The organism is Natroniella sulfidigena, from assembly GCF_023223645.1.
GTDB classification, from domain to species: domain Bacteria; phylum Bacillota; class Halanaerobiia; order Halobacteroidales; family Halobacteroidaceae; genus Natroniella; species Natroniella sulfidigena.
Genome location: NZ_JALKBY010000009.1, coordinates 49,644 through 63,335, shown reverse-complemented (window position 1 = coordinate 63,335; position 13,692 = coordinate 49,644). Strand labels below are relative to the sequence as shown.

The window sequence follows — 13,692 nt, the reverse complement described above, 5'->3', positions numbered from 1 at the left end:
GATTTGGTCAGTGCCTTCGGGTGCTGGCCGTTTTTTTGAGTGATATAATTTTTCCAGTTATTTTTATAAGGATATATTACTATTTTTAGAAATATTATATTAAAGGTGGATAGAATTTATATTTGATTTAAGGGAAGTGATTAAATACTAGAATTGCATAAGAGACTGGTTTTAAATAATGAGGCATTTGAAAATATACTTAAGCTAAAGAGAATAACGAAAAATCACAAGTTATATTTGTTTGCTGCTTTTTTACAGAGATAAAAGAGAGGAAAAGTGAGATGTCTTTTAGAAAACTTGCGTTACGGATGATAACAAAGAGTTGGTATTCAATTATTGAATAGAGGTTAAATTTTAGGAGGCAAGATAAGTTAGGTCTAGCCAAAGATATTAAAGAAGAAGATTTACTTGATTTTTTAAAGTGTGAAATTCAAGATAAAGAGATTGAAAATGGGATAGATTGCATTTGGAAATATGTTCTCTATCATTTATTATTTCTATTTTATTTTGAATTATGGGGTGTAAAAGAATATAAAAAGAATAAGTTGATAACCAAACTTTCTTTAAAAGATGATAGAGCTATTTATAAAATAGAAGAAGATAAGGTAGTTGTTAATAACAACTGGTAAAGTTATTAAAGTAAATAGTTCTGATTTTACTGGAATAGATAAATAATATTATTTTCTACTAACCTATTAATAAGTATAGCCCTATGGATTTTAGAGAGTATAAGAATAATCTAATTAATAAATTACAATAAGAATTAGATGAATTTAAAGCAGAGGAAGAGGTTGAGGAGATGACTGATATTTTGTAAGTTATTGAATGATTATTAGCCAGTTGTGGTCTAATTGGGAGTAGATTTTGAGATGAAAGAGAAGAAGATTAAAGAGAAGGGAAAGGTAAGTTTGAAGACATGATGGTGTTAGAAGAAATTAAAGGGTGAAGTGTACATTAAATTTTAAATTCATTTATAGTTTTTATCAATAGATCTATAGCTTGTTCGATTTCTTCAGGAGTATTAAATTTACTTAAAGATATTCTAAAAGTTGAAGTTATCTCATTACGATTTAATCCAATTGCTTTTAAAACATGGGAAGGCTCTGTAATTGAACAAGCTGATCCATCAGAAATAGCCAACTCTTCTTCAAGGTTAGTTATAATTAACTTATTATTAACTCCTTGAATAGGGATTGTCATATTTATAATTCCTGGTATTTTTGAAGTCTGATCACCGTTAAAGTATAGATTAGATATTTTATTTTTAATTTTTTCTTTAAATAGGTTTTCTAACCTTTTAATTTTAGGAATATAATCTGACATTTCATTAAAAGCTATTCTAGCAGCTTCACCTAAGCCTACGATATTATGAACACTTAAGGTGCCAGCTCTTAATCCATCTTCCTGATTACCCCCATGAATTAAAGGGGTTAGCTCATGTCTAAGACCTATATCATCTGTTTTAATAAATGCAGCACCTACTCCCTTTGGCCCATGTATTTTGTGAGCAGAACATGACAAAAAGTCAAAAGGAATGTCTTGAGCATTAATATCTATCTTACCTAGTATTTGAGTAGCATCGGTATGGAATAAAATATCATTTTCTTTTGCAACAGTTGCTAATTTTTTAACAGGATTCAAGCTACCAAGTTCGTTGTTTCCCCAAAGAAGTGAGATTAAGATAGTCTGATCTGTAATTGCTTTTTTTAAAGTATCTATTTCTATTTGTCCTTTTTTATTAACAGGCAAATAAGTGATTTTATAACCTTTCTTTTCTAGATAATTACAACACTTTAAAATTGATTTGTGTTCTACACTAGAAGTAATTATATGATTTCCTTGATCCTGATAATAGTCTGCTATTCCTTTTAAAATAAAGTTATTACTCTCTGAAGCACCACTAGTAAATATTATTTCATCATTTTCGCAGTTTAGAAGAGTAGATAGATTACTTCTTGCCACTTCTACAGCACTTTCAGCATTTTGGGCTAAAGTATAATGTTTACTTGTTGGATTGCCATACTCTTCTTTTAAATATGGTAACATTTTTTTGATTACGCGAGGATCAATTTTAGTAGTAGCTGAATTGTCCAAATAAATCATTATTATCACCCAATTTTATTATTAATTAAATTTTTTACAAAAGTTTCGAAGTTGCCTGCATAATTATATTCATTTTTTAAAAGTCTAGTTCCTCTTTCTAGATGTAATTTAACATAATTAGGAAAGTATTCTTCTTCTTTAATATGTCTTCCTAATCTTTGTGAGATTAAAGCTTTATATAGTTGATCATATTCTCCTAATAGTACATTTCTAGGAAATTCAAGTCCATTATTATCATATTCTTGATCTTTTACTGGATCATCTTGCACCAAAGATAAATTAATTGCTATACGAGAGAGAATATTTGGTCTTAAATTTGATCTTGCTTGAATTTCTTTTAAGACTTCTTTAGTTTTAGCCGAAGTTTTTAATCGGAACTTCATTATTATCACCTACAAAGAGAGTATTTTCTTCTATTGTTGATCTATTATTAAGTTTATCAACTTTATTAATTAAATAGTTTCGTTCAATATAAGGTTTTAAAGCTTTGTATTGAATATTATTTAATTCAGAATTGATAGCTAAGATTATAATTTGTAAGTCAGCTTTTATTAATAAATTTTTAATAATATTTTCTCGATGTTTTTCATCAATTCTACCTAGTAAAGTATCTAAAATTAATGGGAATTTCTGCTTAGAAACTTCCATTAAAGACCATAGTAATGCTAAAATTACTAATTCTTGCTCTCCAGCTGATAGATTGGTTAATAAATCATTATTTTTACTATAAAGATTAACTTTAAAAGTAGTTGGGTTTATCTCTATATTTTTTATATAATTTTCAACACTAATTAAATTATTTATAATCTCTAAAAATTTATTTTCGACTAACTTTAATTTCTTTTTTGTTTGAATTTCAGTATATTTACTTAATACATTATTTAACTTATCGCAAAGAATAGGAATATTATTAACTTTTTTAGAATTTTTCCATTCTTTTAATTTTTTCTTTTTATCTTTGGATAATGTTTCTAAATCATCTTTGATAAGGTCGATTTCTTCTTTAATTTCTTCTACCATCTTTTCTAATTTAGACTTTTTCATAATACATTTTTCAATTTCTTTTAAAAGATTATTTAACTCTGAACTTTCTTGATTGTGCTTTAATCTTTTATTTAACTTATTTAATTTTAAATTTATATTATTTATTTTTTCTATTTTTTCTAAGGCTTTTTCTTCATTAAAATTAATTATAGTTTTAATTTTGTTAACTAATTTCTGCTCTTCTGAAGATGATAATTTATGGATTAGATTGAAATTCTCAGTATCAAAATTAGGTTTAAATGATTGATCTATATTATCAAGTAATATTTTTATAAGATCTTGTGACCTATCATTTTTATTTTCATCAGTAATTTCAAGTTGAGATTGTTTAATATCTTGATTTAATTTTTTAGGTAATTCGTTATCCAATTTATTTTTTACATTCATATAATTTTTATAAACATTTTCTTTTTTTACTTGTTTTATAATATTCGATAGTAGTCTTGTACAACAAGAGAAAGGTAAAATATTTTGATAGTAATTATCTAAAAAAGATTTTGCTTCTTCTTTTTGAAGTTTTAACTTGTTAATTTCTTCATTAATTTTCTTTCTTTCTTCAGCAAATAGTCCTCCATAAGTATCAAATTCTTCTTCTAAAGCTTCTTTTTTTTCGGATGAAGCTTCTATTTTTTCTTTAATATTTTTTAATTTATTTTGTTTATTTTTTAATTTGTTTTTTAGTTTCTTATATTTTTCGGTTATTTTTTTATATTCTTGCTCAATTTTTGAAAGTGATCTATCTTCTATTTTTTCTTTTAAAAGGGTATCAAGATCATCATTTAATTCTTTAATTAGGTTTAGATTGAAGATTGTTTTAGAAGACCCTTCTAAAATTTTTCTGAAGTCTTCAGTATAAAGTAAATTCCCCATATTTTCACCGTCAAACAGGAAAAACTCAAATAAAGAAGGGGGGAAGACAGTTCGAATATAGTCTTGAAATTTATTTATCTCCTCTTGGGTTAACTCTTTATCTTGATCTTTAATAATTAAATTTTCTTCAATATTGTCTTCAAAATACCATTCTCTTTTCATTATATATCTTTTCTTGTTTCCGTGTTTATTTAAGTTGAAATCAAGAGTTAAATACATTTTAGTATCATCTTCTAAAGCTGAGTAGTTAATTCTTTCTTTGATATAATTTATATATCTGCTGGTATTGGTTTTAGTTCCTAAGATTAATGAACCATATAGTACTAAATTTACTGCGTCTAATAAGGTAGTTTTACCTGAACCGTTTTCTCCACTAATTAAGATAACATTTTTTTCTTTGCTTGATAAATTAAAGTCCATTTCATGTTTGCCATAATAAATTCCGAAATTATATAGTTGAAGTTTATTGATTTCCATTTACATCACTTCCTAGGTCTTTTATGTCTTCATAATGAAGCCAGTCTTGTTTAAGCAACTTTTTGATCTTTTTATAAATATTATGGCGATAATTATATCCTAAATAGTCTGCTTCAATGGAGATTAATTTTTGTAAAAGTTCTGGATCAATTTCTTCTTTTCTACAAAGCTCAGTTAACAATTTGCTTTCTTTAGAATCGAATAAGTAATTTTGGTCAATTTCCCAAGAGAGTGGTTCTCCATTAATTTCTTTATATATCTTAGGTAATGAGTCCTCCCAATCACCAGATGAAATCCATTTTTGGCGAATTATTTTTAATTCTTCTTTTTGAATTAAGTTATAATCTATTTTATTTTTAATTTCCTTTTGTATTTCTAATAACTTTCTTAATATTTCTCTTCTAGCTTTTAAATTAAAAGGACCAAGCCCTCGTAATGATTTTCCATCTCGTTCTATTGTATAGATGATTCCATTACTTCTCTTTTTTTCTCTCATAGATCTATCACTTCTAATATTATAAAGCCAATTTCTAAATTCTAATAATGGTCTAAGCCATTTTTGTCCTGATTTAATAAATCCAGTTAGTGATTTATCTTCTTTAACAACTGTGCATGTCCAACAACCAAATCTAGAATTACCACATGCTTTAGTATCTTTAGAAATTACCATTGGGCATTCAGCATTAGAATCATTATATAATTTATAAAGTTTATAATTATCAGTATCCCATGGAGATTTACTATCATAATGATTTAAAAGAAAATGCCAGACATCACTAACAGAAAACTCTTCAATAGGTGCATATATATACGCGTTATTTAAGCTTTGGTGTCTACGTAGAGTTTTACCTTCAATTTGACTATTATTTAGTACTTGGTCTCTACTAGCACTTTCACCTTTTCTAACTCCTAAAACGACGATAGCCTCATTATATTTTGATAATTTATCTTTTATAAAATTAGTTGTAGGTTTAATTTTTAGCCTATCAGTACACCATCTAAATTTTTGTCTAGGGCTAGGATAGCCCTTACCAATCATTAAACTCCAGAATGTTTCATCATATTTAGGATATACTTTTTGAGTTTTAATAGGCAAGCCTAATTTTCTAGCTTTTTTCTCAATCATATTTAATGTATCAGTAATGAAATTAATAATCATCGGATTCTCTACAAGTGTATCTGCAGAAATTATATAAATTGGTTTATGTAATTTTTTTCCTTCTTTTTTTAATTGATGGACAGCTCTAAATATTAATTGGGTAGTTGTACTAGAATCTTTTCCACCGCTATATCCAATAATCCATGGACTGTTGTCTCTTAAATATATTTCTTGAATGTTTTTATAAATATCTTCAATATTATGTTGATGGAAATAATTTAAGTTCATATTGCCACCTCTCTTAAGATTTAACTAACATATTTAGGGTATTAATAATAAATGATCCCTAACAGAATTATAATACAATACTAATACTTAGTTGTCAAATTGTTATGAGCTTGTACTTAGTGTGAAATAAATATAGGTGAATCTAATATAAAATTGGAAACGGAACTCTTTTTTTTGATAAAGTGTTGAGTGGTTAGATAAAACACAGAAGGGGTGTTCTATATAAATACAATTATAATGTTTTGTAAAACTTAAGGAAAAGCTAGAATGATTTTGTTAAAAGTTTGGATTGTCAACACTTTTTAAAAACTTTTTCTTAGACATTAACACCATATACCCCAAAGGGTAGGGGGGATAACGTTTTATCTTAATTTTGCTATTATTTTAAGCTTTAAATGAACAGGGTTATTATAACCTTCTAGTTTAGTTTGATTTTATTATATCATGTCCGAGAAAGAAATCATATAATCTATTATACTTATCTATCAAGACCAATGTGTTGCTCAAAAATAGAGGGAGTTAGATGATAAGGTTGATAGTCTTTAAGTTTAATGGAGGTCAATTAAAAAGGTGATATTAAAGAAGGAAAGGAGGAAAGATAAAGAAGATAATCAATTAGCATTATATCTATAAAATAGCAATTTCATTTACTTTTAGAAGGAATATACATGGAATATCTTGAATAATTAAAGTATATGGATCAGTTTGATTTTTAATTTTATAATATGGAGGAATTATATGAGCTTAAAAGATATAAATTTGGAAGAAAATTATAGAACTGGAGATAATGATTTGATTTCTGAATTTTACATACCTTGTTTAGCTAACTCAATAAGATATGATAGAGCTGTTGGATATTTTAATTCTTCCATAATAAATTATATTTCAAATGGTTTATATCAATTTATTAAGAATAATGGAAGGATGAGATTAATATGTAGTATTCAATTATCTAAAAAGGATTCGGTTTCTTTAAAAAAAGGCTATAAGATGAAAAATATTATTGGGGAAAATTTGAATAAAAAAGTTGATTTATTATTAAATGATTCAGATAAAGCAAATATAAAAAATCTTTCTTGGTTAATAAAAGAAGGATATTTAGATATAAAAATAGCTATTAGAAAGCCAGAGGATGATAATTATAAAAATTACAACAGTATGTATCATGAAAAGTTTGGGGTTTTTACAGATGAAGAAGGAGATAAAGTTGTATTTTCTGGCTCTTTAAATGAATCTTCTAATGGTTGGATATATAACTTTGAATCTATTGATGTATTTTGGAGTTGGCAAAATGAGTTACAGAAAAGAGTAAAAAAAAGAATAGAGTATTTTAGAAGATTATGGAATAATTCTTCTTTAGGAGTTGAGGTTTATGATTTTCCAGAAGCATCCAAGAGAAAACTAATAAAAATAGCACCTTCTAAACCGATTAATAAGATTTATAAACTAAATCCATCAAAGGTAAAAGAAAATTCACCCGAATATAAAGAAGAAAATAATATTACCCCAAGGGATTACCAATTAGAAGCTATTAATAACTGGAAAGAAAATAATTATAAGGGCTTATTTGAGATGGCCACAGGTACTGGTAAGACAATTACTAGTATATTATGTGCTGAAGAATTTATAAAAGACAACCAAGAGGTATTAATAATAATAGTTTGTCCTTATCAACATTTAGTGGATCAATGGGAAGAAGAGTTAAATAAATTTAATTATAGAGTGATTAATTGCTATAAAAGTAAAAAGTTATGGGAAAATAAGCTAATTAGAAGAATAGTTGATTTAAATATTGGAATTTCAAAATGTGAATTTGTAATAACAACGGTTACAACAGCTTCTATGAAAACCTTTGAAAAAGCAATTAATAGAATAGATGATAAGGTAAAAGTACTTTTAATTGGAGATGAAGTTCATCATTTAGGTTCAAATTGTAGAAGATCAATTTTAAAATCTAATTTTATTGGGAGGATTGGATTAAGTGCAACCCCTAAGAGGTGGCATGATGAAGATGGCACTAAAATATTATACGATTATTTTAATGGAGTAACTTTTAGTTATGATTTAGAAAAAGCAATTGATGAAGGGTTTTTAACTCCATATGAATATCATCCTATCTTAATTGAATTGACGAATAAAGAATTTGAAAATTATAAAGAGTTATCTGTAAAGATAGCTAAAATGTTAGCCAGTGGGGTAGCTGAAGATGACGAAACATTAACTGGTTTAATGATAAAAAGATCAGGTATAGTTAATTCAGCTAAAAATAAAATTGAAAAGTTTAGAAATTTGATTTCACGAGAACAAGATTTAAAATATACTTTAGTCTATACTTCTCATCATCAAATGGATAATATTCAAGATGTTTTAAATAATCAAGGGGTATTTTATCAAAGATTTACCGCTAGAGAGAATAATAGAGAGAGGCAAAGGATCTTAAAATTATTTGCGAATGGAGATATTGGAGTATTAGTTGCAATGCATTGTCTTGATGAAGGGGTTAATGTTCCAGCTACTAAGAAGGCTTATATACTTTCTAGTAGTAGTAATCCAAAAGAATTTATTCAAAGAAGAGGACGGGTATTAAGGAAATATCCTGGAAAAGAAAAAGCAACCATTTATGATTTTATAGCAATTCCACCTGATGAAATGGGGGATATATCTTCTATTAGATCTATATTGAGAAGGGAATTAGCTAGATTTAAAGAATTTGCTGATATTTCTTTGAACAAGTATCAAGCTAGAAAGAAAATATTTGATTTGGCCAATTACTATAATTTATTAGATGAGGTGTAATATATGAGTAATAAAAGAATTGAAGAACTATTAAATGCTTATGAAGATAAAATAAAGAAAACAGTTTTAAAAGCATTAGAGAAGGAAGAAGAAAAGATTAGTCTTATCAATCCAGTAGGTATTAAACAAGATTTAAAAGAAATTATTGATGAGGTGGTAGCCGATGATAATTAATTCTATGAAGTTATTGAATTTTAAGCAGTATTATGGGGAACAAGAAGTAAAATTTTCTGGATTGGGAGAAAAAAATGTAACTATAATAAATGGTAAAAATGGAGCGGGGAAAACTAATTTTTTTAAGGCTATTAATTGGTGTTTATATGGAGAAAATGTTATAGATATTGAAGGACAAATTGTAAATAAGAATGCTTTAAAAGAAGCTGATATTAATTCAAATGTAGAAGTTAAAGTTTCAATTAATTTTAGACATAGGACAAGCAGTTATTTAATGATAAGAAGAATTAGTGTTAAAAAAGAAGCTGAGGATAGTTATATTTCACAAGGTTCAAGTGAAGTAGAGATGTTTGAGATTAATCGTGGATCTGATAGCCAAGAGAAAGTACCAGATCCCTTAATTAAATTGAATTTAATTTTACCATCTAATGTTAGAAATTATTTTCTGTTTGATGGAGAAAAGATTGATGAATTTGCAAGACCTGAGCATAAAGATGAAGTCTGGAATGCTGTTAGAAATGTACTTAAATTAGAAGTTATTGAAAGAGGAAAGAAACATTTTAAAGATATAGCTTATGAATATTCTAGAGAACTTAAAAATTATAGTAGTGGAAATTTAAAGGTACTATTAAATAAAGAAGAAAAATATAAGAGGGAAAAAGAAAATAAATTAAATGAATTGAATGATAAGAAAGATGAGTTAAAAGAATGTCAGAGACAGATTAATGAGATTGAGAAAAAGCAAAGTGAAATTAAAGAAATTAAAGATTTAATAGATCGAAGAAATAAAATCCGAAGTGAAATAAAGAGATTAAAGAATGATTTAAAAGAATATAAAAACAAGTTAAAAGATAATCTTTCTAAGTCAAGTATAATCTTTGGATCTAAAATATTAAATAATATGGAAAAATTTCTGGATAATATAGTAAAAGATAATAAGATACCTTCTGGGACATTAAAAAAGTTATGTCAAAAAATCATCAAAGAAGAAATTTGTATTTGTGGTAGAGATATTGAGAGAGGTACAAATGAATATAGGGAATTAGTAGATTTGATTTCTAAAGGTGGTGAAAAAGAAAGTAATGAAAGTTTCTTAATAGACTTAAAAGCTAGCCTTAAAGCAGTAATACAGAAGAAGAATGATTTATTAAAAGATATTAGAGAAAAGCATAACAAAATTAGAAATTTACAAGAAAAAATAGATTATTTTAAAGCTCAGGAAAATGAGATTAGCAGTCAACTTACTGAAAATGAAAGAGAAAATGTATCAAAATTAGAGGAAGGAAGAAACTCTTTATTAGAGGATAAGGGTAAACTTAAAGAACAGATTAATATATTAGAAGATAAAATAAATGAGTTATCAGATGATATCGAGGAAATTCAAGATGAGATAGAAAAAGAAAAATCTTTAGAAAAAGAAATGGAAGATTTAAAACAAAAGAAGTTAATTTCTGAAAAGAGTTCTAAAGCTTTGGAGGATATATATAATAAGTTTGCGGAAGAGATGAGACTAAAAATAGAAGAGAAATCAAGTGATATTTTTCAGAAACTAATTCGAAAAAAACAAAGTTTTTCAAAAGTTATATTAGATGAAGATTATCAGTTGAAATTAGTTGATAGATTTGGTGATGAAGATTCTAGAAGTGAGATTTCTGCTGGAGAAAGACAAGTTTTAAGTTTAGCTTTTATTTTGGGACTTTCTAAGGTATCTGAGGGGGAAGCTCCATTAGTTATGGATACTCCTTTTGGTAGATTAGATAGTGAGCATAGAAAGAATATTGTAGATACTATTCCAGAGTTGACATCACAGTTAGTTTTATTTGTAACAGATGAAGAATTAGATGAAAATAATAGAGCAATGTTACAAAATAAAATTGATCAAGAATACACCTTAAGATATAATGATCAAACTGGAAATACTAAAATAGTGAGGGATTTATAATGGATGAATATATAAGAAGAAAAGTATATATAGATGATGGAAAGCATAATAAATTTAGGGAATTAAAAGGGTCTGATGTTCATGGGGATTCTGTTTTTTCTAGTATGAAAGATATATTTATGGTTGCAGCTATAATGGGTTATAATTCAGGAGAAAAAAGAGAGGTTAAGAATGGAAGAGATATATTTGATAAGGGGGTGTTTAATGAACATGATTTAACGCTATTATATTCAATTTTCTTGGATTATTATCAAGATGTAGAGGCTTTAGAAAGTACAGATGTTTTAGGGTTGATAGAGGAGTTTGCTAATGCAGGGATAGATGAGTTATATGAGTTGGTTAATAAGCAAGGTGAAGGAATTGTTAATGTTGTTGAGGAAATTTTAGTTAATTATTCATGATATAAATTGATAATCCTATATTATCAAAAAGTGATTAGGTAAGAAAAACTTTAAAAATAACTTATATGGAAAACAGTAATGATTTTTAATTTTTTGTATGAGCGATCCGAGGTTTTTATGATGAGTTCGCTAGAACTGGTAGGTCGTCCCTGATTATATGTCTATTAGGGATAGGTACAGATGTCTGTTTTTATAAGTTATATGATTTTTTGTATTCTATATATTAACTTTATTTATGTAACTAAATTATAATGTTAAATTATTATCATTTATAATGTTTCTAAGCCCATGAAGCATATTTAAAGATAGTTTTGTATCTTTTTTAATTTTGTTTTTTGGTTAATATTAACAAATAAATACATAGAACGAGTTATATAATATTAATTTATATTTTCTCAAATTGGAAATGTAAATTTTAATATAAAAAAATCAGATTATTAGCAAGGGAATTGGAACTAATTATAGAATATGTAATTATAAGGTTGACAATAAATAAAATAGTTAGATAAAATTTATCGAAAAATTAATGATATTTAAAATCGGATAGTTGATATTGTATTTGAATTACTAGCGGAGTATTGCAAAAACCTTCAAGCAGTTAATAAATGAAATTTAGTTTAGAGGCTAGCACTAATTAATATTTGTTAGGAAGGTGTTTATGTTGAGTGAAATTAATAGTTGTTTAATAGAAGAGTTAAAGAAAATAAAAGTGTCTGCTAATGAAGCAATAGAAGATTTAGAACCACTTAGTGACTTCAAGGAATATATGCATGTGAAAAGAAAAGTTGAAGGTGACTTGATGGAATTAATAAAAAAGTCTTATGAATTAGATAAATCTCAACTGATTTTAGTTTGTGGGAATGTAGGGGATGGAAAATCTCATATAATTTCTTATTTAAAGAAACATCATAGTGATATTTTAAATGAAGATAATTTTTATATACATAATGATGCTACTGAAAGTTTTTCACCAAAAAAGACTGATAAGGATACTCTAAAGGAAAAAGTTTTAAAAGATTTTTCTGATAAGAATTTAAATATAAATTCTCAACAAAAAACTATTCTTTTAATTAATTTAGGAACATTAAATAATTTTATCGAATCAGAATATGAAAAAGACTTTAAAATATTAAAAGCTTATGTAAAAGATAAAAAAATCTTAGAGTTAAGTAAAACTCCTAAAAAAGAAAATGAAATCTTTGATAAAGGTAGTCAGTTTCAATTTATAAATTTTAGTGATTATCATTTATATAATTTAACAAAAGAAGGACCAAGATCTAAATATATGGAAGATTTATTTAATAAAGTTGTACAAAAAAAATCTACTAATATTTTCTATAAAAAATATAAAGAGAGATGTCAGAGTTGTAAATATAAAGATAAATGTCCAGTAAAATTTAATTATGAATTTCTACAAGATGAAAGTATTCGAAAAAAGATAATTGATTTATTAATACAAATAATGATTAAATTTAAAGTAATTATTTCGACAAGGGATTTATTAAATTTTATATATGATATTATTGTATGTAGTTATAATATATCAACTTTACATAAAGATTTAAAAAAAGATATTAATTTTAAACGATTTATAAAGTATATTTCCACCTTAATTCCAATGTCTTTATATGAACATGAAGATTTATCTTTTATTTTTAATAATATGTCAAAATTAGATCCAATTACAATAAGAACAGAAGAATTAGATGAAAAAATCATACGTTTTAATAATATCAAAAGTATTTCTGAAATGTTTAAAGAGCATATCAATTTTGAAAAATATGATTATTTAAAAAGATTGTTTATTAATGAGAATATACTAGAAGAGGATTGTGTAGCAAAGAATGAAATAAAGTTGAAGCAAACTTTTTTGAAGTCATTTATTCGTTTTTATAAATTTATACCTAAATCGGGCCTATTAAATTTAAAAGATGATATATACAGTAATTATATGAAAGATTTATATTATTGGAATAAGTACTATTATAATGATGATAAAGAAGTAAAAAAGAATTTGAAATCACTTTATAATAAAGTAGAAGATACTATTTATGCATGGAATGGAAGAAATTTAAATAAATTAATTAATATTTCACCAGGGAAAATTCAATCTGATTATATAATAAGTAAAGAAGTAGAAATTCGTCCTAAACTTGATAAATCATTTGATAAAGAAGTTCCTCTAGAAGATTTGAAGGAATTACATAAATTTCTCTCTGTTTTTTATTTATCTTATACAGCTGATCCTGGAAGTAATAGTACAGTATCTATAGATTTTTCATTATATAAATTAATAGAAAAAATTAATAAAGGATATCGACCAAATAAAAAAGACAGAAACAACTTTGTTAATTTTGTTCGATTTATAGAAGAATTATTGGAAAGCAAAAATATAAATGATGAAATGCATATTGAACATTTACGAAGTGAAAAAAAATATAAACTTGTTTATAATAAGGAATTTGAAGATTATGAATTCAAGGAGGTGAAGTAATTGT

9 protein-coding genes are annotated in these 13,692 nt (G+C 25.7%); 5 read left to right on the top strand and 4 right to left on the bottom strand.

The annotated features are described in order from the left end of the window. Positions 1 to 954: 954 nt before the first annotated feature. Genes MWH28_RS07280 through dndC form a run of 4 tightly spaced genes read right to left on the bottom strand, consistent with a single transcriptional unit; the run spans position 955 to position 5,881 of the window. The gene (locus MWH28_RS07280; protein ID WP_248618648.1) at positions 955 to 2,103 is read right to left on the bottom strand and encodes a cysteine desulfurase family protein; all 1,149 of its coding nucleotides are present in this window, start codon (positions 2,101 to 2,103) and stop codon (positions 955 to 957) included. A gap of 5 nt (positions 2,104 to 2,108) precedes the next feature. After that, positions 2,109 to 2,486, bottom strand: coding sequence for a DndE family protein (locus MWH28_RS07275; protein ID WP_248618647.1), 378 nt, complete (start codon positions 2,484 to 2,486; stop codon positions 2,109 to 2,111). Further along, complete coding sequence (gene dndD, locus MWH28_RS07270; protein ID WP_248618646.1) at positions 2,458 to 4,494, bottom strand: DNA sulfur modification protein DndD; 2,037 nt, start codon at positions 4,492 to 4,494, stop codon at positions 2,458 to 2,460. Before dndD ends, MWH28_RS07275 begins: the two co-directional genes overlap by 29 nt. Next, positions 4,481 to 5,881, bottom strand: coding sequence for a DNA phosphorothioation system sulfurtransferase DndC (gene dndC / locus MWH28_RS07265; RefSeq protein WP_248618645.1), 1,401 nt, complete (start codon positions 5,879 to 5,881; stop codon positions 4,481 to 4,483). Before dndC ends, dndD begins: the two co-directional genes overlap by 14 nt. A gap of 738 nt (positions 5,882 to 6,619) precedes the next feature. Here dndC and MWH28_RS07260 point away from each other — a divergent pair. The 5 genes from MWH28_RS07260 to dptF all read left to right on the top strand — a co-directional run bounded on the left by MWH28_RS07260 (position 6,620) and on the right by dptF (position 13,688). Further along, positions 6,620 to 8,677 carry a DEAD/DEAH box helicase family protein gene (locus MWH28_RS07260; RefSeq protein ID WP_248618644.1) on the top strand — a complete coding sequence of 686 codons (2,058 nt, stop codon included), beginning with the start codon at positions 6,620 to 6,622 and terminating at the stop codon, positions 8,675 to 8,677. Between the two features lie 3 nt (positions 8,678 to 8,680). After that, positions 8,681 to 8,851, top strand: coding sequence for a hypothetical protein (locus MWH28_RS07255; protein WP_248618643.1), 171 nt, complete (start codon positions 8,681 to 8,683; stop codon positions 8,849 to 8,851). Next, positions 8,841 to 10,793, top strand: coding sequence for an AAA family ATPase (locus MWH28_RS07250; protein ID WP_248618642.1), 1,953 nt, complete (start codon positions 8,841 to 8,843; stop codon positions 10,791 to 10,793). Before MWH28_RS07255 ends, MWH28_RS07250 begins: the two co-directional genes overlap by 11 nt. Beyond that, positions 10,793 to 11,194, top strand: coding sequence for a hypothetical protein (locus MWH28_RS07245; RefSeq protein WP_248618641.1), 402 nt, complete (start codon positions 10,793 to 10,795; stop codon positions 11,192 to 11,194). The genes MWH28_RS07250 and MWH28_RS07245 overlap by 1 nt, the downstream gene beginning before the upstream one ends. Before the next feature lie 661 nt (positions 11,195 to 11,855). Further along, positions 11,856 to 13,688 carry a DNA phosphorothioation-dependent restriction protein DptF gene (gene dptF, locus MWH28_RS07240; RefSeq protein WP_248618640.1) on the top strand — a complete coding sequence of 611 codons (1,833 nt, stop codon included), beginning with the start codon at positions 11,856 to 11,858 and terminating at the stop codon, positions 13,686 to 13,688. Positions 13,689 to 13,692 lie beyond the last annotated feature (4 nt).

Excerpts from the sequence above, each read along its gene's own strand:
- MWH28_RS07275 (WP_248618647.1), bottom strand. The coding sequence starts at position 2,486 with ATGAAGTTCCGATTAAAAACTTCGGCTAAAACTAAAGAAGTCTTAAAA.
- MWH28_RS07250 (WP_248618642.1), top strand. The coding sequence starts at position 8,841 with ATGATAATTAATTCTATGAAGTTATTGAATTTTAAGCAGTATTATGGG.
- MWH28_RS07255 (WP_248618643.1), top strand. The coding sequence starts at position 8,681 with ATGAGTAATAAAAGAATTGAAGAACTATTAAATGCTTATGAAGATAAA.
- MWH28_RS07245 (WP_248618641.1), top strand. The coding sequence starts at position 10,793 with ATGGATGAATATATAAGAAGAAAAGTATATATAGATGATGGAAAGCAT.
- MWH28_RS07260 (WP_248618644.1), top strand. The coding sequence starts at position 6,620 with ATGAGCTTAAAAGATATAAATTTGGAAGAAAATTATAGAACTGGAGAT.
- dndD (WP_248618646.1), bottom strand. The coding sequence starts at position 4,494 with ATGGAAATCAATAAACTTCAACTATATAATTTCGGAATTTATTATGGC.
- dndC (WP_248618645.1), bottom strand. The coding sequence starts at position 5,881 with ATGAACTTAAATTATTTCCATCAACATAATATTGAAGATATTTATAAA.
- MWH28_RS07280 (WP_248618648.1), bottom strand. The coding sequence starts at position 2,103 with ATGATTTATTTGGACAATTCAGCTACTACTAAAATTGATCCTCGCGTA.